The following is a 24,987-nucleotide window of genomic DNA, read 5'->3' as shown; positions in this document are numbered from 1 at the left end:
GTCACTTCCCCGCTCTCAGTCGTGCTGTCTGCTCTTCGTCCACCGCGTAGTCCCCGGGCAGCCGGACGAGCGCACCCGGGTCACCGAGGTACCGCACCTCGACGCCGTACACTTCGCGCGCCGCCGCCACCGAGACGTACCCCTCGACGACGTCGTCGAGCACCCTCGTCACCGGTCGCTCGAACGGAGGCCCGTAACCACCGCCGCCGGGCAGCGTGACGTCCACAACGGACTCGGGTGTCAGCGTCACCCGGCTCTTCGCGGGCAGGTCATCCCCTTCGTGCAGCCCGAAGCGCCCGGCCGCGCCGGACTCACCACCGTCCACTCCGGACGCCGCGGCGCGCACGCGGTCGACGTTCCCGTTGACGCTCCAGGAGTCCTGGCCGCGCGCGGCCATCGTCGTCACCTGGCCCAGGCCACCGCGCCGGCGTCCGGCACCACCGGAGTCCACGCGCAGCTCCCGCGTGTGCTGGACGAGCGGCGCCATCGTCTCGATGACTTCCGTCGGCGTCGAGCGCAGACCGCTGGGGAAACCGGTGGTGTTCAGCCCGTCCTTGTCCGCCCGCGCGCCCATGCCGCCGGTCTGGAAGACGTTGAGCATGAACCCGGGGCCACGCCAGATCGTCATCCAGAGCGCGTCCGCGCTCGGCGCGATCGCGGCGGCGGGCAGGGCGCCGATCAGCAGCGACGGCAGGAAGTGGCCGATCAGGTGCCGGGACGCGACCGGCGCGGGCGGCAGGCAGTTCAGCACCGACCCTTCCGGCGCGGTGACGCGCACCGGCCGGAACGAGCCGGCGTTGTGCGGCACCTCCGGTGAGATCGCCGCCTTGACCGCGAACGACGCGTACGCCCGCGTGTAGTTGAGCACGACGTTGATCCCGCGCCGGCTCTGCGGCGACGACCCCGCGAAGTCGAGGTGGATCCCGTCACCGTCCACAGTGGCTGTCACACGCAGGACGATCTCTTCGTCGTCGAAGCCGTCGGTGACGATCTCGTTGGTGTAGACGCCGTCCGGCAGCGCCCGCAGCGCGTCTCGCAACGCCTTCTCGGAGCGGTTCATGATCTCGGCGGCGACTTCGTCGAGTGAGTGCAGCCCGAACTCGTCCAGCAGCTTCAGCAGGCCGGCCGCGCCGACTTCGTTACCGGTGACCTGCGCGTACAGGTCCCCGATCGTCTCCTCCGGCGTCCGGACATTGGCCCGGATCAGCCGTTCCAGATCGGCGTTGACGACCCCCGCGTTCAGGAACTTCATGATCGGCAGGCGCAGGCCCTCTTCGAAGACCTCGTGGGCTTCGGCGGAAACGAGCCGGCCGCCGATGTCCGGCGCGTGGCAGCAGGACGCGAACCACGCGACGAGCCGGCCGTCCCGGAACACCGGGGTCACCACGGTGATGTCGTTGATCTGCCCGGCAGTCTGCCACGGGTCGTTGGTGAGCAGCACATCGCCGGGTTCGAGGCTCTCCGGCGGGTAGGCGGCGACGAAGTGGTGCATGCCGGTGGCCATCGCGTTGATGTGGCCCGGCGTGCCGCCGACGGACTGGCCGATCATCTCGCCGCGCGAGTCGAACACCGCGCAGGCCAGGTCGAGGGATTCGCGGACCACGGCCGAGAAGGCCGTGTTGACCAGCGCGTTCTGCTGCTCGGCGAGGATGGAGTGCAGGCGGTTGCCGAACAGCCCGACGAGGATGGGGTCGACGCTCACGCCGTCACCTCCAGGGCCGCGTCACCTCGGACGACACAGTGCGCACCAGGCGGGACGACCACAGTGGACTCGCGTTCCTCCACGATGGCCGGTCCGGCGACACGCTCCCCCGGCGTCAGGAGGTACCGGTCGAACACCGCCGTGTCGACAAATCCCCCTGCCGAGGGAAAATAGGCATCGCGGGTGCCCTTGCGCGCGTCAGCCCCGGTGGCCCGCGTGGTCAGCCGCAGCGTGACGTCCGGCTTGGGTCCGCTCGACACCACCCGCCAGTTCAGCACCTCGACGCCGACCTCGGGTCCGGTGCGCCGGTACAGCGCGCGGTAGGTGGCGGTGAACTCGTCGATCAGCGCGTCCGGCCAGCGGCCGCCGCGGACCGGGACGCGGATCTCGTAGCCCTGCCCGGCGTAGCGCATCTCGGCGACGCGGCGGTGCGTGACTTCGTCCACTCCGGACTTCGCGAGCAGCGCCGCGCCCTCGGCTTCCATCTCGGCGAACAGCGCGTCGACCTGTTCCCACGCCAAGTCGTGCACGGCCGCGCGGGCCGACCGGACGAAGTCGAACGCCAGCGGCGCGGTGAGGAACCCGGCCGCGCTGAGCACCCCGGCGGCGGGCGGCGCGACGACCGACGGCGCTCCGAGCGCGCGGGCGACGCCGACGCCGTGGACCGGGCCCGCGCCGCCGAACGTGTACATCGGCAGCTTCGCCGGATCCTGGCCGCGCTCGACGGCGTGCACGCGCGCGGCGTTCGCCATGTCCTCGTTGACGCTCGTGTGGATGCCCCACGCGGCTTCCTCGACGCTCACGCCGAGCGGCCCGGCGATCCGTTCGACGATGGCCGACCGCGCGGCTTCCGCGTCGAGTTCCATGCCGCCGCCGAGGAAGTAGCCGGGGTCGAGGTAGCCGAGCACGAGGTCGGCGTCGGTCACCGTCGGTTCGGTGCCGCCGCGGCCGTAGCAGGCCGGGCCGGGCTCGGACCCGGCCGAATCGGGCCCGACGGTCAGCAGGCCGAGCGCGTCGATCCGGGCGATCGACCCGCCGCCGACGCCGATCTCGATCATGTCGGTGACCGGCACCTGCACCGGCAACCCGGACCCGGGCAGCAGCCGGTACTTGCGGTCCACCTCGAACTGGTGCGTGACGAGCGGCGCACCGCCGGCGATCAGGCACAGCTTCGCCGTCGTGCCACCCATGTCGAAGGCCAGCAGGTCCGCCGGTCCGATCGCGGCCGCCGCCAGCGCACCCCCGGCGGGGCCGGACTCGAGGATCCGGATCGGGTGCCGGGCCGCGGTGTCCACAGTGGCCAGTCCGCCGTTGGACAGCATGATGTGCGGCGCGCCGGGGATCCCGATCCGCCGCAGCCGGTGTTCGAGGTCGCGCAGGTAGCGCTCGGTCAGGTCCTGGACGTAGACGTTCGCGACCGTGGTCGACATCCGCTCGAACTCGCGGATCTCGGGGACGATGTCCGAGGAGAGCGCGACCCTGAGCGTGGGCGCCACCTCGGCCAGGATCTCGGCCACGCGCCGCTCGTGCGCCGGGTTCGTGAACGAGTGCAGGAAGCAGACGGCGACCGCTTCGATCCCGCGGTCCGCCAGTTCCCGCCCGAGCCTTACAACGTAAGCCTCGTCGAGCGCGGTCCGGACCGATCCGTCGGCGAGAATTCGCTCCGGGACGTCGAAGCGCAGGTGCCGCGGAACCAGCGGCGCGGGCAGCTCGAGGTGCAGGTCGTACAGCTCGTACCGGTGTTCGCGCCGCATCTCCAGGACGTCACGGAAGCCCGCGGTGGCGAGCAGCGCGGTCCGTGAGCCCTTGCGCTCGATCAGCGCGTTCGTCACCAGCGTCGTCCCGTGGACGACCTGCTCGACGGCCCCTGGGTCGGTGAGCAGTGCGGCGAGGCCTTCCTCGACGGCGCGCGCGGGCTCGTCGTACGTCGTAAGGACCTTGCCGACCGCGACGATCCCGGTCTCGTCCACCGCGCAGAGGTCGGTGAACGTGCCACCGATGTCGACGCCGATCCTCATGTGCGGTACCACCGCGGCGACGTGTTCAGCGGCGGCTTCAGCTTGGCCTTCACCACCAGCACGTTCGGCTCGTCCGACTCGACGAACTCGCCGAGCAGCCGCCGGAACGCGCGCCCGAACCCGGAGACGCGGTCGGCGTGCACGCCGAAGGACCGGGCCAGGCCGACGAAGTCCGGGCTGTCCCAGTCGACCCCGCGCCGCGGAAGCCCTTCGCGCTCCTGGTCGTAGCGCAGCATTCCGTAGCCGCCGTCGTCGACGAGGACGACCGTGACCGGCAGCTGCTCCTGCGCGAGCGTCGCCAGATCGCCGCAACCGTAGAGGAACCCGCCGTCGCCGGTGATGCAGATGGCGCGCCCGACCCCGGCCGCGGCGGCGCCGAGCGACGCCGGGAAGCCGTAGCCGAGGGTGCCCCAGCCCATCGGGTAGGCGAGCTTGCGCGGCGCCCGCACCCGGTGGAAGCCGCCGACCCAGTACCCGGCGACGCACATGTCGGACACCAGCACCGCGTTCGTCGGCAGCACCTCGTCCAAAGTGGACAGGAAGTCGTACGCCTGCGGCTCTTCGTCCCGGATGCGCTGGCGCACGCGGCGGCCGATGCCGGCCAGCCGCAACGTGATGTCGTCCAGGCCGGCCCGTTCCTTCGGCAGCAGCCGCTCGACGATCGCGCGCGCGTCACCGACCAGCGTCAGGTCCGGTGGGTAGTTCTTGGCGGCGTCGTCGGCGTCGACGTTGATCGCGACCAGCTTGCGCGGCTTCGGCATCCGCCAGTTCTGCGTCATCAGGCCGTCGAAGTCGGTGCCGATGGCGAGCACGACGTCGGCCTCGTCCCACAGCTCGCCGACCTCCGGGGTGTGCACCGGGTTCGGAGCGAGGCAGGGGTGGTCGAGCGGGAGCAGGCCGCGGGCGCCGAACGTCGTGATGACCGGCGCGGCGATCTTCTCGGCGAGCGCGCCGATGGCGTCCCCGGCCCCGGACCGCAGCGCGCCGCCGCCGGCCCAGATCAGCGGGTTCTTCGCGTCGGACAGCATCGCTTCCGCGCGGGCGAGGTCGGGAACGTCGCCGTCGGGCTTGCGGTGCGGCGCGGGCGGGCGCCGGTGCGGCACGGTCTCGCGCAGGTAGTCGGTCGGCACGCCGAGGTAGACCGGGCCGCTCTGCGGCTCCAGCGCGAGCCGCGCCGCGCGGTGCACGGTGGTGCCGATCTGGTCGGCGGCCCGCACGGTGAAGACACCCTTGGTCACCGGCGCGAACATCGCCTGCTGGTCGGACGTCTCGTGCAGCACGCCGCGCACGACGCCGGGGCGCCGCAGCGTCGAGGGGATGTCGGTGGCGATGATCAGCACCGGAGCCGCGGACGCCATCGCTTCACCGACCGCGCCGAGGGTGTTGGCCGCACCCGGCCCGGTGGTGACGAGGGCGACGCCGAGCTTGCCGGTCGCGCGCGCGTAGCCGTCGGCCGCGTACCCGGCGGTCTGCTCGTGGCGGACCCCGACGAGCTTGATGCGGGTCTCGGCGAGCGCCTCCCACAACGGCAGGTTGTGCACCCCCGGGAGGCCGAAAACGATCTCCGTCCCCAGCCCTTCGAGCGCGTCCACCAGCTCCCGAGCACCACTCACAGCCACGGCCCGGATACTGCCAGATCGTTGAACGATCTGGCAATCAACCCCTAGACGATGTGCCGTTCCACCGGTGCGGTATCGGCGCCCTCGAAGCGCCGGACGTCCAGCTCGGCGATGTCCACCGCCGGCTGTCGCCCCAGGTAGAGGTCCCGGATCAGCTCGCCGGCCGCCGGGCCCATCTGGAACCCGTGCCCGGAGAAGCCGGTCGCGTAGAAGAACCGCGACAGCAGGACGCTTTCCCCCACGATCTGGTTGCGGTCGGGCGTCACTTCGTACAGCCCGGCCCAGGCGGTGCGGATGCCGGCGTCGAGGACGGCCGGGATGCGCCGGCCCGCCAGCTCGGCCAGCCGCGGCAGCCACTCGCCGGCTTCGTAGTGCGTGTCGAAGCCGGGGAAGCCGTCGCCCTCGCAGAACGACAGGGCGAGGCCCGGGCCCTCGCGGTGGAAGTAGAACGCCGACGGCATCTCGATGGTCAGCGGTACCGCGTCCGGCAGCCCGGGCACCGGCCCGGTGAACACCACCTGACGCCGGAACGGGCGCACCGGCAGGTCGAGGCCGGCCAGCTCGCCGACCCGCCCCGACCACGCGCCCGCCGCGCACACGACCGCGCCGGTCCGGACGAACCCCGCTGTCGTGTTAACGCCGGTTAACGTGTCGCCGTCACGCTCGATGCCGGTGACCTCGACGGCGGTCCGCAGCTTCGCACCGCTCGCCCTCGCCGCCCTCGCATAGCCCTGGACGACGGCGTCCGGCGTCGCCTTCGCGTCGTCCGGAGACCACAGGGCGGCGACGATCCCGTCCGTCTCGAGCAGCGGGAGGACGTCCCGCACTTCGGAGGGGTCCAGCAGGTGGCTCCTTACGCCGTAAGACCGCTGCAGCTCCGCGCAGTGTCCGATTGCGGTCACGTCCGCGGGGTCGGTGAGCAGGTACAGGTAGCCGTCGCGGCGGAAGTCGATCTCGACGCCGAAGTCGCGCGAGAAAGCGCTGTACGCCGCGAGCCCGCGCAGTCCCAGCTCGACGTTCACGCGGCTCGTGAACGACGACCGGATGCCGCCCGCGGCCTTCGCCGTCGAGCCCTCGCCGAGCCCGCCGCGCTCGAGCAGCAGGACGTCGACGCCGGCTTCCGCCAGGCGGAACGCGCAGCTCACACCGATCACACCGCCACCGATCACGACGCACTCGGCCATCGGTGGCAGGGACGTTTCCCCCGGCCCGCGGACGGTCATACTCGCCAATGTAGAACGTGATCCACCCACGGCCGCCGAGCGCGTACAGTCGGCGTGCCGAGTGCGGAAGGTGATGTCCCATGGCGATGATGCCCGTGACCGACTCGATGTTCCTCCTGGTCGAAACGCGCGAGCATCCGATGCACGTGGGCGGTCTGCAGCTGTTCAAGAAACCCGAGGGCGCCGGCGACGACTACCTGCGCGACGTCCGCCGTTCGCTGCTGGAGTCCGACAACATGCGCCCGGTGTTCCGGCGCCGCCCGGCCCGGCCGGTGAACACGATGGGTCACGTGGCTTGGCGCGCGGAGACCGATCTCGAGCTCGACTACCACTTCCGGCACTCGGCGCTGCCGCAGCCGGGCCGCATCCGCGAGCTGCTGGAGCTGACGTCGCGCTGGCACAGCACCCTGCTCGACCGGCATCGCCCGCTGTGGGAGACGCACCTCATCGAGGGACTGGCCGACGGCCGGTTCGCCGTCTACACCAAGGTCCACCACGCGCTGATGGACGGCGTGTCGGCGCTGCGCCAGCTGCAGGGCACGCTGTCGGACGACCCGGCGGACCTGGACTGCCCGCCGTGGTGGGGCAGCCGGCGCAAACCGGGCGAAGCCCGCGTCAAGAGCCCGCGGTCGTTCCTGCAGACCGCGGGCAAGACCGCCGGCCAGCTCGCCGGGCTGGCGCCGGCCGCGATCAAGGTCGCGCGCGAGGCGTTCGGCGAGCACACGGTGACCCTGCCGGGGCAGGCGCCGCGGACGATGTTCAACGTGCCCATCGGCGGCGCGCGGCGGTTCGCGGCGCAGTCGTGGTCGCTCGACCGCGTGCGCCAGGTGGCGACGGCCGCCGGGGTGTCGCGCAACGACGTCGTGCTCGCGATGTGCTCGGGCGCGCTGCGGGACTACCTCATCGAGCAGCGCGCGCTGCCGGACGCGCCGCTGGTCGCGATGGTCCCGGTGTCGCTGCGCCGCCAGAACGACCCGGGCGAAGCGGCGGGCAACAACATCGGCGCGCTGCTGTGCAACCTGGCCACCGACCTGCCGGACGCGGGCAAGCGGCTCGTCACGATCCACCAGTCGATGCGCAACGGCAAGCGGCTGTTCTCGGAGCTGACGCCGCTGCAGACGCTGCTGTTATCGGCCGTTAACGTCGCGCAGCTCGGCGTATCGCCGATCCCGGGCGTCGTCAACAACACGCGGCCGCCGTTCAACCTGGTGATCTCGAACGTGCCCGGGCCGCGCACGCAGATGTACTGGAACGGCGCGCAGCTCGACGGCATCTACCCGGCGTCGGTGCTGCTCGACGGCCAGGCCGTCAACATCACGCTGACCAGCAACGGCGACCACCTCGACTTCGGCGTCACGGGCTGCCGCCGCAGCGTGCCGCACCTGCAGCGGATCCTGACCCATTTGGACACGGCGCTCGTGGAGCTGGAAGCGGCGGTGAAGTAGCACCGGTCATCGGCACCCCACTGCGCCATCGGAAGGAAACTTTCCGAACTGCTCTGGTCAGTCCGCTCGTCTCGCTCCTACCGTGACGGTTCACGGAAAGGAGCACGACATGACCGAGGTGTGGACGACTCCCGACTTCGTCGAATACGAAACACCCATGGAGGTGACCGCCTACGCGGCCCGCATGGCGGACTGACCGGTGCCCGTCGAGCCGCTCGCGGAAAGCGCATTCATCGGAGCCCTGCGCGGTCTTTCGGACCGGTACTGGGGCACGCACCCGTTCCACCGGCGGTTGCACGCGGGCGAGCTCGACGAGCGCGGGCTGCGGATCTGGGCGGCCAACCGCTGGTACTACCAGTGTCAGCTGCCGCAGAAGGACGCGGCGATCATCAGCAACTGCCCGCTGCCGGAAATCCGCCGTCAGTGGCTCGACCGGATCGTCTACCACGACGGCCCGAACGCCGGCACCGGCGGAATCGAGCGGTGGCTGCGGCTGTGCGAGGCCGTCGGCCTGGAGCGTGACGAGGTCCTCGACGAGCGACACGTCGCGCCCGGTGTCCGGTTCGCCGTCGACGCCTACGTGACCTTCGCACGGACGAAGCCGTGGTGGGAGGCCGTCGCTTCCGGGCTCACCGAGATGTTCGCCGGGCACCTGATGCAGCAGCGCGTCGCGGACATGCTCGCCCACTACCCGTGGATCGCGCGGGCGGACCTCGACTACTTCACCAACCGCATCGACAAGGTCTCCGGCGAAGGCAAGGACACCCTGGACATCGTGGTCAGACACTGCGTCACGCGCGAGCAGCAGGACCGCGCGATCGCGGCGCTGTCGTTCAAGTGCGACGTCCTGTGGTCGATGCTCGACGCGATCGAGCGCGCATGATCGCCGCCGGCTCCGTTCCCGAGCTGCGCCGCGGCGTGCGGCTGTCCTTCGACCACGTCCGGGAGACGCACGTCCTGCTGTTCCCCGAGGGAGTACTGGTGCCGAACACCACCGCGGCCGCGGTGCTCGAACTCTGCGACGGCGCCCGCACCGTCACCGACATCACCGAGGTGCTGGGAAAGCGCTTCACCGGCGTCCGGGAGCAGGACGTCCTCGACGTGCTGTCGCGACTGGGCGAACGGCGGGTCGTCGCATGGACGTGAACCCGCCGCTCGGGCTGCTGGCCGAGCTGACCCACCGCTGCCCCCTGCACTGTCCTTATTGCTCGAACCCGGTCGAACTCGTTTCCCGCGCCGCGGAGCTGTCCACTTCGGACTGGACATCGGTGCTCTCGCAGGCGCGCGAGCTGGGCGTGCTGCAGGTGCACATGTCCGGTGGCGAACCGCTGGCCCGGCCGGACCTGTCCGCGCTGGTGGAGCACGCCGGCTCGCTCGGCTGCTACGTCAACCTCGTCACCTCCGGCCTCGGCCTGACCGCGGCGCGGCTCGACGACCTGGTCTCGCGCGGGCTCGCGCACGTCCAGCTGTCGGCGCAGGGCGCGACGCGGGAGCGTGCCGACCTGCTGGCCGGCGCGCGAGCGTTCGACCACAAGCTCGCCGCGGCCGCGCTCGTGAAGGCGTCCGGGCTGCCGTTGTCCCTGAACGTGGTGCTGCACCGGCGCAACCACGACCAGCTGGCCGGGATCATCGAGCTGGCCGAGCGGATGGGCGCGGACCGGCTGGAGCTGGCGAACACCCAGTACTACGGCTGGGCGTTGCGCAACCGCGAGGCGCTGATGCCGACACCGTCCCAGCTCGCCGCGGCGGAGCCCGTGGTGCGCGCGGCGGTATCGCGATTGCGCGGCACGATGGAGATCGTCTACGTCGTCGCCGACTACTACGAGCCGTACCCGAAGCCGTGTATGTACGGCTGGGGTGCGCGGCAGCTGACCGTGGCGCCGGACGGGACGGTGCTGCCGTGCCCGGCGGCGTCGGCGATCTCGACGCTCACTTTGGACAACGTGCGGGAGAAGCCGCTGGCCGAGATCTGGTACGGCTCGTCGTCGTTCAACGCCTACCGCGGCGAGGACTGGATGTCCGAGCCGTGCCGGACGTGCGACCGCCGCGGGGTCGACTTCGGCGGTTGCCGCTGCCAGGCGTTCCTGCTGACCGGCGACGCCGCGGCGACCGATCCGGTGTGCTCGCGGTCGCCGCGGCGTTCCGTCGTCGATCTCATTCTTGCCCGGCCTCCGGAGTCCGACCTGGTCATGCGCCGATGAAGGTGATCCTGCTCGGCACCGCGGCGGGCGGCGGATGTCCACAGTGGAACTGCGCGTGTCCGCTCTGCACTTCCGCGCTGGCGCCTCGCACCCAGGACTGCGTCGCGATCAGCGCGGACGGCGTCGGCTGGTACCTGCTGAACTGCTCACCGGACATCCGGTCGCAGATCCTTTCCACCCCGCCGTTGCGTGCGGGGCCAGGTCCGCGGGAGACGCCGTTGCGCGGAGTTCTGCTGACCGACGCCGAACTCGACCACTCGCTGGGCCTGCTGATGCTGCGCGAGGCCGGCGGGCTCCCGGTGTACGCGCCGGACACGGTGCTGGACGCTTTGTCTCCGTTCCGCGCGATCGTCGACGGCTACGGCGGCTGGACGTCCCTTGTGGACCTTCCCGGACTACGGATCTCTTCGCTACCGGTGAGCGATAAGAGACCGAAGTACGTTTCTTCCACGGGAGACGGTCCGTGGGTGGTCGCCTACCGGATCACGGATCTCGCGACCGGCGGGTCGCTGGTGTACGCGCCGTGCCTGAAGAGCTGGCCCGAGGGGTTCGATTCCTTTGTGGAGGGTGCTTCGCTGGTGCTGCTCGACGGCACGTTCTACGCGCCGGACGAGATGGCCGGCGTCGGCGGGCCGGACCAGCTCGCGATGGGGCACCTGCCGATCACCGCGAGCCTGGCCCGGATCTCCGGACGGCCCGGGCGGTGGGCGTTCACACACCTGAACAACACGAACCCGGTGCTGGACCCGGTGTCGGAAGAGCACGCCGCGGTGCTGTCGGCCGGCGCGTCGCTTCCGGCGGACGGGACGGAGTTTTCGCTCTAGGCGAGACCCCCAAATAACTCTTTGATGGTTGTGGCAGACTGGCGCCATGCCCCACGACAACCTGCGCGTACTGGCGCACCCGCTGCGCATGCGGATCCTGTCGCTGCTGACGGGAGCCCCGATGAGCGCGGCCGAAGCGGCGCGCGAGCTGGGCGAAACGCAGGCGAACATCAGCTACCACCTGCGCCGCCTGCACGAGGCGGGCCTCCTGGACGTGGCCGAAGAGGTGACGATCCGCGGCGGCCACGCGAAGCGGTACCGCCACGACCCGGACTCGGGTCGCCGCTTGACCACCCGCGACCCGGCAGAGGAGCAGCTGCTGACCAAGGCGGTCGCGGGCGAACTCCTGCGGCGGGCGGGGTCACGGGCACCGGGCCGCCGAGCCTCGTTGACGGACGCGGAGCTGTGGGTGGACCCCGCACTCTGGGAACGCCTCCTCCAGCAGGCATCGCAACTGAGCCAGGAACTCCACGCGGCGGCGCAGCCACCTCGGTCACCGGGAACGGTGCGGGTCAGCGCGAGCGTGGCGTTGTTCGAGCTGTCGGAGGAAGCGTGATGAGGGCGCCGGGTTCGCGGCGCGGGATCGGATCTGTCGCCCCACGGCTGACCGGCCGGCTCACGCCGCCGGCCGCACGAGCCAGGCCATATCTGCCTGCCGGCAACGCAAGCCCGTCCACACGACCACGTCACTCACCTTCTCCCACCGTCCCGCCGGAGCTGCTCTGATGACTTCCCCGCTCCTCGCCCCGCTTCGTGAACCTCGCTTTCGCGCCCTCGTCACCGGGCGGACCTTCGCCGACTTCGCCAACGCCGTCGCGCCCTTCGCGTTGGCCTTCGCCGTCGTCGACCTGACCGGGTCGGCCGTGGATCTCGGGATCGTCGTCGGGGCGCGGTCGATCGCCAATGTGCTGCTCGTGCTCTTCGGCGGGATGCTGGCCGACCGGCTGCCGCGGTCGGTGATCCTGCAGGGCACCGAGACCGCCGCCGCGCTCACGCAGGCCGCCATCGCCGCGAGCGTCCTCTGCGGATTCGCGTCCGTTCCGCTGCTGGTCGGGCTCAGCCTGGTCAACGGCGCCGTCTCGGCCATCTCGCTGCCCGCGGCCGCGTCGCTCACGCCTCTGACCGTGCCCACGCCGCTGCTCGCCCAGGCGAACGCGCTGGTCCGGCTGCTGTCCAACGTCGGCCGCATCGCCGGCGCCGGGCTCGCCGGGGTTCTCGTCGCGTTCGCCGGCTCGGGGTGGGCGCTCGCCGGGAACGCCGTCCTGTTCCTCGCCGCCGCGCTTTCCTACCGGCGGATCCGCCTGCCGCACGGCGTGCGCATCCCGGGCAGCCGCCCCCTCAGCGAGCTCGCGGAAGGCTGGCGGGAGTTCCGGGCCCGGTCGTGGGTGTGGCTGGTCGTCCTGCAGTTCATGATCGTCAACGCGGTGAACGCGGGCGCACTGCGGGTGATCGGCCCGCTGGTCGCCGACGACACGTTCGGCCGCACCGGCTGGGGCCTCGCGCTGGCGGTGCAAACCGCCGGCGCGCTGCTCGGCGGAGTCTTCGCCGCGCGGTGGCTGCCACGGCGGATGCTGCTGTTCGGAGTCGCGCTCGTGACGGTCGACGCGCTGCCGATACTCGCGCTCGGCGAGACGCCGTACTTGCTGCCGATGCTGTTCGCGATGTTCCTCTCGGGCTTCGCGATCGAGCAGTTCGGGGTCGCCTGGGACGTGTCGCTGCAGGAGAACGTGCCGCCCGAGAAGCTCGCCCGCGTCTACTCCTACGACATGCTCGGCTCGTTCGTCGCGATGCCGCTCGGCCAGATCGCCGCGGGTCCGCTGGCCGAGCACGCCGGACGTTCGGCGACGCTCCTCGGCGGCGCGGCCCTCGTCGTCGGCGCGACGGCGATCGTGCTGCTCAACCCGCAGGTGCGCGGACTGGTCCGCCGCGCGCCGATCAGCCCGGCCGCACCAGGATGAGGTTCAGCAGGCTCGCGCTGAAGACGACGTCGTCCCCGCCGTCGACGAACTCGACGTACGTGCGCACCAGCCCCCGGTCCGGCTTCGAACGCGAGAGCCGGGCCTCGGCGACGGTGGCGCGCAGCCGCAGCACCGAGCCCGGCCGCACGGGCCACGGCCACCTCAGCTCGTCGACGCCCGGACTGCCCAAACTGGACACAGAGGACAGGTAGTGATCGGCGTAGAGCCGCATCATCAGGCTCGCGGTGTGCCAGCCGCTGGCGATCAGCCCGCCGAACGGCCCGTCCGCCGCGGCGGCGGCGTCGACGTGGAAGCTCTGCGGGTCGTAGCGACGGGCGAAGTCGAGGATGTCGGCCTCGGTCACCTCGACGCTGCCGCAGTCGTGGGTGGCGCCGGGGACGTAGTCCTCGAAGTAGCGATCACTCATGGCCGCAGCGTGCCACAGAACCGGACACACCCGGCTACCACCGGCTTCAGCGGCCGGCCCGGGGTTCCGGGGTCAGGTCGCGGTGGCCGTCGAGGCGCCACCAGCTCTCCAGTGTCTCCCGCAGCGCCTTCAGCAGCTCGCCGCCCATTTCCAGGGGAACCAGGGCCGCTTTGCCGTCGTCCACCCGGAGTGCCGCCGCCAGGCGGTCGCCGTGCTCGATCAGGCCCACCACCACCCGGGTCGGTTCTCCGGCGACGTCCACGGTCGGAATGGCGCGCTCGTACCGCCAGCCTTCAGCGTTCACCCGGCCGACAGTGGCACAGCTCGCCCCGCACCGGCCCGGGTTTCACCCTCACGTGTGGTCAGGCCGGCGCCCAGGGCCGCACTTCCTCCAGGAGCTTCGCCACCGCCAGCACGAGGTCGTCCGAGTGCCGCGGCCCGACGATCTGTAGGCCCACCGGCAGCCCCGCCGACGTGTGGCCGGCCGGGACGCTGATCGCCGGCTGCTGGGTCATGTTGAACGGGTACGTGAACGGCGTCCACTCCGGCCACTCGCTCAGCCCGCTGCCCGGCGGCACGTCGTGCCCGGCTTCGAACGCGGCGATCGGGACGGTCGGGGTGATCAGCACGTCGTAGCGCGTGTGGAACTCGCCCATGAGGATGCCCAGCGCGGCCCGCTCGGCGGTCGCGTCGAGGTAGTCGCTCGCCGACCACGTCCGGCCGAGCTCCCAGACCTTGCGCAGGCCCGGGTCCGTCCGCTCCTCGGACCCGGGCGGGAACGAGTCGAGCAGCTTCGCCGCCCCCGACGACCACAGGATGTCGAACGCCGGCTTGGGATCGGCGAACCCCGGGTCGGTCTCCTCGATGTGCAGACCGGCGTCGCCGAGCGCGCGCACCGCCGCGGCGACGACCGCCGCGATCTCCGGGTCGACGTCGACGTAGCCGAGCGTCGGCGAGAACGCCGCGATCAGGCCGCGCACGTCCCGGCGGACGGCCTCGCGGAACGACGCCACCGGGGGCGCCAGCGCGGCCGGGTCGCGGTGGTCGGGCAGCGACAGGACGTCCAGCAGCAGCGCGGTGTCGTCCACCGACCGCGCCATCGGGCCGGCGTGCGAGAGCGGGCCGAACGGGCTCGCCGGGAACAACGGGATCCGGCCGTGCGTGGGCTTGAGCCCGACGATCCCGCAGAACGACGCCGGGATCCGCACCGAGCCGCCGCCGTCGGTGCCGACGGACAGCTCGCCCATCCCCGCCGCGACGGCCGCTGCGCTGCCACCGCTCGATCCGCCGGCCGTCTTCGACGGGTCGGCGGGGTTGCGCGTGATGCCCCGCAGCGGGCTGTCGGTGACGCCCTTCCACGCGATCTCGGGCGTGGTCGTCTTACCCAGTAAGACCAGACCGGCTTCGCGCATCCGCGCGGCGACCGGGCTGTCGACGTCCCACGGCTGGTCCGGGTCGATGCTCTTCGAGCCCCGGACGGTCGGCCAGCCCTGGGTGAGGAACATGTCCTTGATCGAGGACGGCACGCCGTCGAGCCAGCCGATCGGGTTGCCGTCCCGCCAGCGGACCTCCGACGCCTTGGCCTGTTCCAGCGCCCCGTCGGCGTCGACGAGGCAGTACGCGTTGCACTCGCCGTCGCGGTCTTCGATGGCCTGCAGCGCGTTCTGCGTCGCCTCGATCGGTGACAGCTCACCGGTCGCGTAGGCGGCGACGAGCTCGCTGGCGGTCAGCATCCTGTCGTTCATCCGGCTCCCTGCTTCCCCGACGGCACGTAGCCGAGCGTCTTGTCGACGACATTGCGCAGCGGCTCCCCAGCCCGCCAGCGGCGGAAGTTCTCCGTGAACACCTCGACGAGGGTGGTGCGCCAGCCGATGAAGTCGCCGGACATGTGCGGCGAGACCAGCACGTCCGGCATGGTCCACAGCGGGTGGCCGGGCGGCAGCGGCTCGGTGTCGAACACGTCGAGGGCGGCGCCGGCGATCGCTTTGCTTTCGAGCGCCGCGACCAGGTCGGACGTGACGACCAGCTCACCCCGGCCCACGTTCACGAAGCGCGCCGACGGCTTCATCGCGGCGAACGCGCGCGCGTCGAACATGCCCTTGGTGTGCTCGGTCAGCGGCGCGACGGCGACGACGTAGTCGGCGCGTGGCAGGAACGCGTCGAGCTGCGAAGACGCGTGCACGACGCCGAAGTCCGGGTCGCCCGTGCGCTCGCGGCGGCCGGCACCGCTGACCCGCATCCCGGCCGCGCGCAGCAGCCGCGCGATGGCCCGGCCGATCGGCCCGGTGCCGACGACCACCACCTCGCGCCCGGCGATCCGTTCGCTCTCGCGGTGCAGCCAGCGACCCTCGCGCTGCAGATCGTGCGACCGCGCGAAGTCCTTCGCGAAAGCGAGGACGACACCCAGCACGTACTCCGCGATGGCGTCGTCGAAGACACCCCGCGAGTTGGTCAAGACGACGTCGCTCTCGACCAGCCCGGGGAACAGCACCGGGTCGACGCCCGCGCTCGCGATGTGCAGCCAGCGCAGCCGATCGGCCGCGTACCAGGCGTCCGGCACGGCCGTTGAGAGGAAGTCGTAGACGAAGAGCGCGTCGGCTCCGGACAACGCTTCGGGCAGGCCCGCCGCGTCCGTGTAACGCACCACGGCACCGGATTCGACAGCACGCATGTCCGGTGGGCGGGACTCGCCGCAGAGCACCGCCAGGACCGGGGTTTCCTGGGTTTCCGAGGCGATCACGTTGACACGGTAAAAGTCACTCGTATGATTGTCAACAATCCGAGGAACGACCCCCGGAGCACCGGACGTGTCATCAAGTTCAGACGTATTCCGGAGGCTGAGCCTTGGATTTCGACTTCCTGGCGTTCGACGGCCCGCTGGCGCAACGCGGCATCGGGGTGATCGCCCCCTTCGACCTCGCACTGGAGCGCGAGCTCTGGCGCTGGGTGCCGATGGAGGTGTCGCTGCACCTCGCGCGGACGCCGTACGAGCCGGTGCCGGTCAGCATGGAGATGGCCCGCCTCGTCAGCGACAGCCACCACCTCGCCAGCGCGACTCGCGACGTGCTGCACGTGGAGCCCGAGGTCGTCGCCTACCTCTGCACGTCGGGCAGCTTCGTCAACGGCGTCGACTACGAGCGGTCGCTGACCAAGGCGATCTGCGACGCCGGCGCGCCGGACGCCGTGACCACCTCGGGCGCGCTGGCCGAGGTGCTGCACCAGCTCGACCTGCACCGCGTCTCGGTGCTTACGCCGTACGACGCCGACCTCACCGGCGCGCTGCACGACTTCCTCGGCGAGCTGAACGTCGAGACGGTCGCCAGCGACCACCTCGGGCTGGGCGGCGGCATCTGGAAGGTCAGCTACCGCACCATCGCCGAACGCATCCTCGCCGCCGACCACGGCGAAGCCGAAGCGATCTTCGTCAGCTGCACGAACTTGCCGACGTACGACCTGATCGAGCCGCTGGAAGCCGCGCTCGGCAAGCCGGTGCTCACCGCCAACCAGCTGACCATGTGGGCATGCCTGCGCCGGATGAACCTGCCGATCGTCGGACCCGGGAAGTGGCTTCGTGACGTGTCGTGAAGGTTTTCCTTGACCTTACCTCTAGGATTGTCGACAATTTGCGCCCCTCCGGAGGTTTCGTGACCACCATCGGCTTCATCTACCCCGACCACGCGGCCGAAGACGACTACCCGCTGGCCGAGCAGCTGCTCGGCGGCGCGGCCGCCGACGAGGGCGACATCCGCCTCGCGGTCGAGCACATCTACGGCACCGACAAGCACGCGGTCGCCGAACTGCTGGACCTCGGCAGCGAGGCCCGCCTCGCCGACGGCGCCGCCCTGCTCAAGAAGCACGAGCCGGACGCGGTCGTCTGGGCCTGCACCAGCGGCAGCTTCGTCTACGGCTGGGACGGCGCCCGCGACCAGGCCGACCGTCTCGCCGCCGTCGCCGGAGTCCCGGCCTCCAGCACCTCCTTCGCGTTCGTGCACGCCGCACGTGCCCTGGACGTCAAGCGGGTCGCCGTCGCGGCCAGCTACCCGGACGACATCGCCCGGCTGTTCGTGGACTTCCTCAAGGCCGGCGGCATCGAGGTCGTCTCGATGGCCAGCGCCGACATCGTCACGGCCGCCGAGGTCGGCGCGATGACGTCGGAAGCCGTCGTCGAGCTCGCCGTGCGCAACGACCACCCGGACGCCGACGCGGTGCTGGTGCCCGACACCGCGATGCGGACGCTCCAGGAGATCAACATCGTCGAAGCCGCCCTCAAGAAGCCGGTGCTGACCGCCAACCAGGTGACGGTCTGGGAAGGCCTGCGCCTGACCGGACGGCACCGGCTCGTCCGATCCCTCGGCGCGTTGTTCCGGCACCTGCCGGACGGGAGCGCGTGACATGGCCCTGCCACCGGGCATGCTGCCCGAGATCGAACCGGTCAGCCGCGAGTCGACGGCCGCGGTCATCGCGCGTCAGCTGCGCGACGCGATCATGACCGGCGCACTCCCGCCCGGGACCCAGCTCGGCGAGACCGAGCTGGCGTCCCGGTTCCAGGTGTCACGGGGGCCACTCCGGGAGGCCATGCAGCATCTCGTGTCCGAAGGGCTCCTCCGCAGCGAACGGCACCGCGGGCTCTTCGTGATCGACCTCGAGCCCGGCGACGTCTACGACATCTATGCAGCTCGATCGGCGATCGAACGGGCCGCGATGATCCGTGCGGTGCGCGGCGGGGACCGCGCCCGGATCGCCGACTTGCTCGAACAGACCGTCGCGGAGATGGCGACGGCCGCGAGTGAAGACGACCCGAGCGCGCTCTCCACCGCTGACCTCAGGTTCCACGAGGCCCTCATCAACGCATCCGGCAGCAAGCGGCTCGTCCGGATGGCCCGGACCCTCCTCATCGAGACGCGGATGTGCCTGACCGCGTTGCAGAGCACTTATCAGCGGGTCGAGGAACGAGTCGAGGAGCACACGAAACTCATCCAAGCCCTGCGCGACGGCGACGAGGAAACGGCGCTTGCCCTTCTCGACTCCCACATGGAGGACGCGGTTCAGCGCCTCGCGCCGGGGACGAGCCTCATCGAGGGGCACGTCCCGCCGGTGCCGGGCAACGCGTGAGCGAAGCTCCGGCAGCCGCGGCCTGACGGCCCACGCGCGTGACCGGTAGACAGGCGCGTGCACCCGCCGCCGGGGCGGCAGTCGCACTTGGACGACCGGCTCGGGTTCCGGGTCGGCCGGCAGGCGTACGTGGACGGCCCGCACGGGTATCGGGAAGCAGTTGGACGGCGGAGAGCACCCGCAGCTAATCGCCATGGCGAGCTCCCAGGACCGGCTGGCCGCCGCGGCCGTCGCGGTAGTCCGCGGACCACGGGAAGCGCCCCTGTGAGTCCGCGTGGACCAGTTGGAGCGCGCGGATTTCCGAGCCGTACAACGCAACCGCGAAGATCAGGTGCGCCGACGGCTCCGCCAGCGGGACCGCCTCGATCACCATGCCGCTTCGCAGCGGGACGCGTTCGCCCGGCGACGGCGGCGAATCGTGCAGGGAGTGGGCGGCCAGGTCGTTCAGCAGCCCGGCGGCCTCCGGCACCGGCAGACCGGTCACGACCAGCTCGGGCAGGCCGTACCCGCTCAGGCCGATCGTGTAGGCCCATGGCGGGTACGACCCGCCGCTCTCGACCCCCTGCACGAGCCAGCCCCGGTCGGCCACTCCGTCACGAAGCCGTTCCAGGTAACCGGATCTGTCCGGGTTCTCGCATTCGACGCACATCGGTGGGCTCCTCCCCCTCGGTGGACTGGGGACCACCGTGCCGGAGGGCACCGACAAAAACTCAGCCCAGCGCTTCGGCCACCGCCGTGCCGAGCCGTTCTGTGGTATCCGTGCCGCCGAGGTCCGGGGTGCGTACGCGGCCCTCGTCGAGCACCCGGTCCACCGCGGCTCGGATCGCTTGCGCGGCAACGGTTTCACCCAGGTGTTCGACCAGCATCGCGGCCGCCAGGATCTGCGCCACGGGGTTGGCGATGCCCTGCCCCGCGATGTCCGGAGCGCTCCCGTGGACCGCCTCGAACATCGACGGATGTTCACCCGATGGGTTGATGTTGCCGGATGGCGCCATGCCGAGCCCGCCGGTGATCGCGGCCGCGAGATCGCTCAGGATGTCGCCGAAGAGGTTCGACCCCACGATGACGTCGAGCCGGTCCGGCGCCTGGACCATCCGCGCCGCCAAGGCATCCACGTGCATCTGTTCACTGTGGACATCGGGGTACTCGGCCCCGACCTCGGCGAAGATCTCGTCCCAGAAGGGCATCGAGTGGATGAGCCCGTTGGACTTCGTCGCCGAGCACACGCGCGAAGACCGCGTCCGCGCCAGCTCGAAGGCGTACCGGATGATCCGCGAAACGCCGACGCGCGTGAAGACCGACTCCTGCAGCACGAACTCGTCCGGCCGCCCGGCGTTGTGCCGGCCGCCGATCGCGGAGTACTCCCCCTCGGAGTTCTCGCGGACGATCACCAGCTCCAGCTCCTCGGCCTTCCGCCCGGCCAGCACGGACGTCGTGCCCGGCAGCAGCCGCACCGGGCGCAGGTTGACGTACTGCTGGAACGCGCGCCGCAGCGGGATCAGCAAGCCCCACAACGAAACGTGGTCCGGGACGCCGGGGAAGCCGACCGCGCCGAGCAGGATCCCGTCGAACGCCGAGAGCTGCTCGACGCCGTCGTCCGGCATCATCGACCCGGCCTGCGCGTACCGCTCGCAGCTCCAGTCGAACTCCGTCCACTCCAGCGAAAAGCCGAACTGCGCGGACGCGCGGTCGAGGACCTTGCGGGCCTCGACCGTGACGTCCACGCCGATCCCGTCGCCGGGGATGCTCGCGATGCGGTACGCCGTCACAGGGCCACCGCGATGTACTTGATCTCCAGGAACTCCTCGATGCCGACCGAGCCGCCTTCGCGGCCGAGGCCGGACTGCTTGATCCCGCCGAACGGCGCCGCCGGGTTCGACACGATGCCCTGGTTGAGCCCGATCATCCCGGCCTCCAGAGCTTCGGAGACGCGCAGCGCCCGCTTGAGGTCGCTGGTGAAGACGTAGGAGACCAGGCCGAACTCGGTGTCGTTCGCCTTCGCCACCGCTTCTTCCTCGGTGTCGAACGGCGTGATCGGCGCGACCGGCCCGAAGATCTCCTCGTGCGTCAGCCGCGCCTCCTGCGGGACGTCGGTGAGCACGGTGGCCTGGTAGAAGTGACCCGGCCCGTCGACTCCGGAGCCGCCGGTGAGCACCTTCGCGCCGCGGTCGGTGGCGTCCTTGACCAGCTCCGTCACCTTGTCGACGGCCTTGTCGTCGATCAGCGGGCCGACCACGACGTCCTTCTCGGTGCCGCGGCCCATCGGCAGCGCCTGCATCCGCTCGGTCAGCCGCCGCGCGAACTCGTCGACGACTCCGCGCTGCACGTAGAACCGGTTGGCCGCGGTGCACGCCTCGCCGATGTTGCGCATCTTCGCCTGCATCGCGCCTTCGATGGCCGCGTCCATGTCGGCGTCGTCGAAGACCAGGAACGGCGCGTTGCCGCCCAGCTCCATCGACGTCCGCAGCACCTTGTCGGCGCACTGCTCCAGGAGCTTGCGGCCGACGCCGGTGGAGCCGGTGAAGGACAGCTTGCGGGCGCGGCCGTCGCGGATCAGCGGCTCCATCACGCCGCCGGAATCGCTGGTCGTGAGGACGTTGAGGACACCCTCCGGCAGCCCGGCCTCGGCGAGGATGCCCGCCAGCGCCAGCATCGACAGCGGCGTCTGCGCGGCGGGCTTGATCACCATCGTGCAGCCGGCGGCGACCGCCGGGCCGATCTTGCGGGTGCCCATCGCCATCGGGAAGTTCCACGGCGTGATCAGGATCGTCGGCCCGACCGGCTGCTTCGTGATGAGGAACCGGCCCACGCCGTTCGGCGCGGTCGCGAAGCCGCCGTCGATCCGGACGGCCTCCTCGGCGAACCAGCGGAAGAACTCGGCGGCGTAGGCGATCTCGCCCTTCGACTCGGCGAGCGGCTTGCCCATCTCCAGCGTCATGAGCAGGGCGAGCTCATCCTGGCGCTTCATCAGCAGCTCGAACGCGCGGCGCAGGATCTCGCCGCGTTCGCGGGGCGCCATCTTCGCGAAGTCCGCCTGCGCGGCGACGGCCGCGTCCAGGGCGGTGACGCCGTCCGCCGGCGAGGCGTCGGCGACCTGGCACAGCTCCTTGCCGGTGGCCGGGTCCACCACCGGGAACGTCTTCCCCGACTCGGCGGCGACCCATTTGCCGCCGATGAACAGTTCCTTGCCGACCGCCTCGACGACGCCGGACTCGGTGCTCGCGCTCATCCCGACTGCTCCTCACGTGTTGTCCCGAGGGCCATGCTATGGATATTGTCAACAATCGACAACCCGCTCAACCGACCAAGGAGCACGCTGCCATGGCCCAGCTATCTCCGCTGCTCAAGCAGGCAACGCCCGTCGTGGTCGACCACGGTGAAGGGGTTTACCTCTACGACGTCGACGGCAAACGCCACCTCGACTTCACCGCCGGCATCGGCGTCACGAGTACCGGGCACTGCCACCCGCACGTCGTGCGCGCGGCGCAGGAGCAGATCGGCAAGCTCGTCCACGGGCAGTACACGACCGTGATGCACAAGCCGCTGCTCGAGCTGACCGAGCGCCTCGGCGACGTCCTGCCCAGCGGGCTCGACTCGCTCTTCTACGCGAACTCGGGCAGCGAAGCCGTCGAAGCGGCGTTGCGGCTCGCGCGGCAGGCGACGAAGCGCCCGAACGTCATCGTCATGCAGGGCGGCTTCCACGGCCGGACCGTCGCGGCGGCGACCATGACGACGTCGGGAACGCGGTTCAGCGCCGGCATCGGCCCGCTGATGGCGGGCGTGCACGTCGCGCCGTTCCCCTACGCCTACCACTACGGCTGGGACGAGCAGACCGCGACGAAGTTCGCGCTGCGCGAGCTGGACTTCCTGTTCCAGACGGTCACCGCTCCGAACGAGACCGCCGCGATCTTCGTCGAGCCCGTGCTCGGCGAGGGCGGCTACGTCCCGGCGAACACGGAGTTCATGGCGGGCCTGCGCGAGCGCGCGGACCGGCACGGCATCCTGCTCGTCGTCGACGAGATCCAGACCGGCTTCGGCCGCACCGGCAAGTTCTGGGGGCACGACCACTTCGACGTCCGCCCCGACATCGTGCTCATCGCGAAGGGCCTGGCCAGCGGCTTCCCGCTGTCGGGCATCGCGGCTTCACAGGAGCTCATGGCGAAGGCGCTCCCGGGTTCGCAGGGTGGCACGTACGGCGGCAACGCCGTCTCGTGCGCCGCGGCGATCGCGACCCTGGAGGTCATCCAGCGGGAGAACCTGGTGGAGAACGCCGCCGACCGCGGGCGCCAGCTGGTCGAAGGCGCGCGGGTGATCGCGGACAAGACACCGGCGATCGGCGAGGTGCGCGGGCTCGGGCTGCTGGTCGGTTCGGAGTTCACCACCGCCGACGGCGAACCCGACGCCGCGACCGCGGCGGCCGCGCAGCAGACCGCGGCCAAGAGCGGCCTGCTGCTGCTCACCTGCGGGCCGTACATGAACGTCGTCCGCATGGTGCCGCCGCTGGTCGTCAACGCCGAGCAGGTCGACGACGCGCTGCGCATCTGGGGCGACGTCGTCGCGTCCGTCACGGGGAGCTGAGCATGGCCCGGTACATCACGATCACCCTGGACAAGCGCGGGGTTTCCTGCCGGGCCCGGCTGCTCGACGACGAGGCGCCGCGCACCTGCAAGGCGGTGTGGGACGCGCTGCCGCAGAGCGGTTCGGCCTACCACGCGAAGTACGCGCGCAACGAGGTCTACACGCTCGTGCCGCCGTTCGCGGAGCCGAAGCCCGGGCGGGAGAACCCGACGATCACGCCGATCCCCGGCGACGTCGTGTACTTCGGCTTCGAAGCCTGGGAGATCGGCAACCCCGCGTACGGCTACGAAGAGGACAGCGAGGCGCACGGCGACCAGGGCGCGACCGACCTCGCGATCTTCTACGGGCGCAACAACCTGCTGATCAACGGCGACGCGGGCTGGGTACCCGGCAACGTGTTCGCCACGATCGAGGAGGGCCTCGCCGAGATGGCGGCGGCCGCGCAGGACCTCTGGCTGCGAGGGGTCGAAGGCGAGACGCTCTCGTTCGCGCGAGCCTGAATCCTTTGTCCCGCAAGGGGACGCCAGGGCGGTCACCGCTCCCGGCGTCCCTTTTTCCTGCGTTCGATTACCCGAAAGGGTGATCATCGCCAGCTCACCTTTCGTGGCCGGTGATCACCGGATCGAGTTACGCGAGTGCCCAGGATGCCGGATCAAGGTCGGAATTACCGACAGTGAGATTCCGCCTGGTTGTTACCCACAGTGGTTGACCGCCGAAGCGGGCACCCCCGCGTCAAACACGAAGGGATTACGTGTTTAGCATGGGAAGATTCCGCGGCACCGGATCTTCCCGAAATGGCTCTTTTGACAGTTCGTCGTCGTGGTGAAAACCTGATTTCGCTCCCCACCGGGAGCTCTCCAGGGAAATCATGAGTTATTCATCAAGGAGTCATTCCATGCAGATGTTCGCCCAGCACGCCCACTACTGCCACGACATCCTGACCGGCGCGGTGGCCCACCTGGTGCACGTTCTCGGCTGGCTCGTCTGATCCAGCCGGTAACCGGACGCCCGGCCGCGGGAAACCGCGGCCGGGCCGTTTTCACGCCTGCTCGGACAACCTCGCGAAATCGTCGTCGGAAAGCGTGATATCCGCGACGCCGCAGTTTTCTTCCAGGTGCGCGACCGACGACGTGCCGGGAATCGGGATCACCACCGGCGACCGGCGCAGCAGCCAGGCGAGCGACACCTGGGCGGGTGTCGCGCCGAGACCGGCCGCGACCTTTCCGAGCACGCCCCCCGCCGCGGCGTGGTCGCCGCGTGCGATCGGCAGCCAGGGCACGAACGCGATTCCTTCGCGCTCGCAGTAGTCGAGGACGTCGTCGGACGCGCGGTCGGTCAGGTTGTACCGGTTCTGGACGCTCTCGATCGGCGCGATGGACCGCGCTTCGGCCAGCTGCGCGACGCTGACCTCGGACAACCCGATCCGCGCGACCTTGCCCTCGTCCCGCAGCCGCGCGAGCGCGCCGATCTGGTCGGCGAGCGACACCTGCGGGTCGAGCCGGTGCAGCTGCAGCAGGTCGAGGCGCTCGACGCGCAGGCGCCGCAGCGAGAGTTCCGCCTGCTGCCGCAGGTATTCGGGCCGGCCGAGCGGCACCCATTCGCCCCGGCTCGGGCGCGCGTGCCCGCACTTCGTCGCGATGAACAGCCCTGCGTACGGGTGCAGCGCGTCGGCGAGCAACTCCTCGTTCAGCCCCAGGTCGTAGGCGTCGGCCGTGTCGAAGAACGTCACGCCGAGCTCGGCCGCCCGGCGCGCGACCGTCGCGGCACCGGCAGGCACGTGGTCCCACTCGGTGAGCCGCATCGCGCCGAAACCGAGCCGCCGCACGGAAACGCCGTCGTCGAAGGTGTACGTCGATGTCATAGCCGGAAGCTTCACCCGG

The 24,987-nt window shown here is 70.8% G+C and carries 25 protein-coding genes; 13 read left to right on the top strand and 12 right to left on the bottom strand.

What is annotated here, in order from left to right; genetic code table 11:
* Position 1: 1 nt before the first annotated feature.
* The 4 genes from AA23TX_RS03945 to AA23TX_RS03930 form a co-directional block, all read right to left on the bottom strand.
* Positions 2-1,702, bottom strand: coding sequence for a hydantoinase B/oxoprolinase family protein (locus AA23TX_RS03945; RefSeq protein ID WP_155541221.1), 1,701 nt, complete (start codon positions 1,700-1,702; stop codon positions 2-4).
* Entirely contained in the window at positions 1,699-3,720 is a 2,022-nt protein-coding gene (locus tag AA23TX_RS03940) for a hydantoinase/oxoprolinase family protein (RefSeq protein ID WP_155541220.1), read from the bottom strand. Before AA23TX_RS03940 ends, AA23TX_RS03945 begins: the two co-directional genes overlap by 4 nt.
* Positions 3,717-5,312, bottom strand: a complete 1,596-nt coding sequence (locus AA23TX_RS03935; RefSeq protein ID WP_155544237.1) for a thiamine pyrophosphate-binding protein — start codon at positions 5,310-5,312, stop codon at positions 3,717-3,719. Before AA23TX_RS03935 ends, AA23TX_RS03940 begins: the two co-directional genes overlap by 4 nt.
* A 71-nt stretch (positions 5,313-5,383) precedes the next feature.
* A complete protein-coding gene (locus AA23TX_RS03930; protein ID WP_230862332.1) occupies positions 5,384-6,562 on the bottom strand; it encodes an NAD(P)/FAD-dependent oxidoreductase in 1,179 nt (392 codons plus the stop codon).
* Between the two features lie 80 nt (positions 6,563-6,642).
* Between AA23TX_RS03930 and AA23TX_RS03925 the strand changes: the two genes are divergently transcribed.
* The 8 genes from AA23TX_RS03925 to AA23TX_RS03890 all read left to right on the top strand — a co-directional run bounded on the left by AA23TX_RS03925 (position 6,643) and on the right by AA23TX_RS03890 (position 12,990).
* Positions 6,643-8,007, top strand: coding sequence for a WS/DGAT/MGAT family O-acyltransferase (locus tag AA23TX_RS03925; RefSeq protein ID WP_155541219.1), 1,365 nt, complete (start codon positions 6,643-6,645; stop codon positions 8,005-8,007).
* Positions 8,008-8,116: 109 nt separating this feature from the next.
* Positions 8,117-8,203: a pyrroloquinoline quinone precursor peptide PqqA gene (pqqA, locus tag AA23TX_RS03920; RefSeq protein WP_086864059.1), complete on the top strand. Its 87-nt coding sequence runs from the start codon at positions 8,117-8,119 to the stop codon at positions 8,201-8,203.
* 3 nt (positions 8,204-8,206) lie between these two features.
* On the top strand, positions 8,207-8,890 hold the full coding sequence (gene pqqC, locus AA23TX_RS03915) for a pyrroloquinoline-quinone synthase PqqC (RefSeq protein ID WP_155541218.1): 684 nt from the start codon (positions 8,207-8,209) through the stop codon (positions 8,888-8,890).
* The gene (gene pqqD / locus AA23TX_RS03910; RefSeq protein WP_155541217.1) at positions 8,887-9,153 is read left to right on the top strand and encodes a pyrroloquinoline quinone biosynthesis peptide chaperone PqqD; all 267 of its coding nucleotides are present in this window, start codon (positions 8,887-8,889) and stop codon (positions 9,151-9,153) included. The genes pqqC and pqqD overlap by 4 nt, the downstream gene beginning before the upstream one ends.
* The gene (gene pqqE, locus AA23TX_RS03905) at positions 9,144-10,208 is read left to right on the top strand and encodes a pyrroloquinoline quinone biosynthesis protein PqqE (protein WP_155541216.1); all 1,065 of its coding nucleotides are present in this window, start codon (positions 9,144-9,146) and stop codon (positions 10,206-10,208) included. The genes pqqD and pqqE overlap by 10 nt, the downstream gene beginning before the upstream one ends.
* Complete coding sequence (gene pqqB, locus AA23TX_RS03900) at positions 10,205-11,032, top strand: pyrroloquinoline quinone biosynthesis protein PqqB (RefSeq protein WP_155541215.1); 828 nt, start codon at positions 10,205-10,207, stop codon at positions 11,030-11,032. Before pqqE ends, pqqB begins: the two co-directional genes overlap by 4 nt.
* Positions 11,033-11,078: 46 nt before the next feature.
* On the top strand, positions 11,079-11,588 hold the full coding sequence (locus AA23TX_RS03895) for an ArsR/SmtB family transcription factor (RefSeq protein WP_155541214.1): 510 nt from the start codon (positions 11,079-11,081) through the stop codon (positions 11,586-11,588).
* A gap of 169 nt (positions 11,589-11,757) precedes the next feature.
* Positions 11,758-12,990, top strand: a complete 1,233-nt coding sequence (locus AA23TX_RS03890) for an MFS transporter (protein WP_155541213.1) — start codon at positions 11,758-11,760, stop codon at positions 12,988-12,990.
* On the opposite strand, the gene AA23TX_RS03885 is transcribed toward AA23TX_RS03890, so the two are convergent.
* From AA23TX_RS03885 to AA23TX_RS03870, 4 genes are read right to left on the bottom strand one after another with little or no spacing between them, the layout of a single operon-like run.
* Positions 12,968-13,417, bottom strand: a complete 450-nt coding sequence (locus AA23TX_RS03885) for a MaoC family dehydratase (protein ID WP_155541212.1) — start codon at positions 13,415-13,417, stop codon at positions 12,968-12,970. The two genes, AA23TX_RS03890 and AA23TX_RS03885, sit on opposite strands and share 23 nt — an antisense overlap.
* A 46-nt stretch (positions 13,418-13,463) precedes the next feature.
* A complete protein-coding gene (locus AA23TX_RS03880; protein ID WP_155541211.1) occupies positions 13,464-13,721 on the bottom strand; it encodes a hypothetical protein in 258 nt (85 codons plus the stop codon).
* A gap of 58 nt (positions 13,722-13,779) precedes the next feature.
* The gene (locus tag AA23TX_RS03875; protein WP_155541210.1) at positions 13,780-15,162 is read right to left on the bottom strand and encodes an amidase; all 1,383 of its coding nucleotides are present in this window, start codon (positions 15,160-15,162) and stop codon (positions 13,780-13,782) included.
* Complete coding sequence (locus tag AA23TX_RS03870) at positions 15,159-16,088, bottom strand: D-2-hydroxyacid dehydrogenase (RefSeq protein WP_439328764.1); 930 nt, start codon at positions 16,086-16,088, stop codon at positions 15,159-15,161. The genes AA23TX_RS03875 and AA23TX_RS03870 overlap by 4 nt, the downstream gene beginning before the upstream one ends.
* Before the next feature lie 173 nt (positions 16,089-16,261).
* Between AA23TX_RS03870 and AA23TX_RS03865 the strand changes: the two genes are divergently transcribed.
* From AA23TX_RS03865 to AA23TX_RS03855, 3 genes are read left to right on the top strand one after another with little or no spacing between them, the layout of a single operon-like run.
* Positions 16,262-17,002 carry a maleate cis-trans isomerase family protein gene (locus AA23TX_RS03865; protein WP_155541208.1) on the top strand — a complete coding sequence of 247 codons (741 nt, stop codon included), beginning with the start codon at positions 16,262-16,264 and terminating at the stop codon, positions 17,000-17,002.
* A gap of 59 nt (positions 17,003-17,061) precedes the next feature.
* A complete protein-coding gene (locus AA23TX_RS03860; protein ID WP_155541207.1) occupies positions 17,062-17,808 on the top strand; it encodes a maleate cis-trans isomerase family protein in 747 nt (248 codons plus the stop codon).
* Between the two features lies 1 nt (position 17,809).
* Entirely contained in the window at positions 17,810-18,529 is a 720-nt protein-coding gene (locus AA23TX_RS03855; RefSeq protein WP_155541206.1) for a GntR family transcriptional regulator, read from the top strand.
* 184 nt (positions 18,530-18,713) lie between these two features.
* Here the strand turns inward: AA23TX_RS03855 and AA23TX_RS03850 are convergent, their stop codons facing one another.
* The 3 genes from AA23TX_RS03850 to AA23TX_RS03840 form a co-directional block, all read right to left on the bottom strand.
* Positions 18,714-19,178, bottom strand: a complete 465-nt coding sequence (locus AA23TX_RS03850; RefSeq protein ID WP_155541205.1) for a DUF4262 domain-containing protein — start codon at positions 19,176-19,178, stop codon at positions 18,714-18,716.
* A 61-nt stretch (positions 19,179-19,239) separates the two neighbouring features.
* Positions 19,240-20,298 (bottom strand): tartrate dehydrogenase, encoded by a 1,059-nt coding sequence (locus AA23TX_RS03845; RefSeq protein ID WP_155541204.1) that lies wholly within the window; start codon positions 20,296-20,298, stop codon positions 19,240-19,242.
* Positions 20,295-21,758: an NAD-dependent succinate-semialdehyde dehydrogenase gene (locus AA23TX_RS03840; RefSeq protein ID WP_155541203.1), complete on the bottom strand. Its 1,464-nt coding sequence runs from the start codon at positions 21,756-21,758 to the stop codon at positions 20,295-20,297. The genes AA23TX_RS03845 and AA23TX_RS03840 overlap by 4 nt, the downstream gene beginning before the upstream one ends.
* A 92-nt stretch (positions 21,759-21,850) precedes the next feature.
* Here AA23TX_RS03840 and AA23TX_RS03835 point away from each other — a divergent pair, with 92 nt between their 5' ends.
* Both AA23TX_RS03835 and AA23TX_RS03830 read left to right on the top strand, forming a co-directional pair.
* Positions 21,851-23,107, top strand: a complete 1,257-nt coding sequence (locus AA23TX_RS03835; RefSeq protein ID WP_155541202.1) for an aspartate aminotransferase family protein — start codon at positions 21,851-21,853, stop codon at positions 23,105-23,107.
* Positions 23,108-23,109: 2 nt separating this feature from the next.
* Positions 23,110-23,607 carry a DUF3830 family protein gene (locus AA23TX_RS03830; RefSeq protein ID WP_155541201.1) on the top strand — a complete coding sequence of 166 codons (498 nt, stop codon included), beginning with the start codon at positions 23,110-23,112 and terminating at the stop codon, positions 23,605-23,607.
* Between the two features lie 539 nt (positions 23,608-24,146).
* On the opposite strand, the gene AA23TX_RS03825 is transcribed toward AA23TX_RS03830, so the two are convergent.
* Complete coding sequence (locus AA23TX_RS03825; protein WP_155541200.1) at positions 24,147-24,968, bottom strand: aldo/keto reductase; 822 nt, start codon at positions 24,966-24,968, stop codon at positions 24,147-24,149.
* Positions 24,969-24,987: the final 19 nt, after the last annotated feature.

The sequence above is a fragment of the Amycolatopsis camponoti genome (assembly GCF_902497555.1).
GTDB classification, from domain to species: domain Bacteria; phylum Actinomycetota; class Actinomycetes; order Mycobacteriales; family Pseudonocardiaceae; genus Amycolatopsis; species Amycolatopsis camponoti.
Note: the sequence above shows the minus strand (reverse complement) of the source record. Positions and strands in the feature narration are given on the sequence as shown.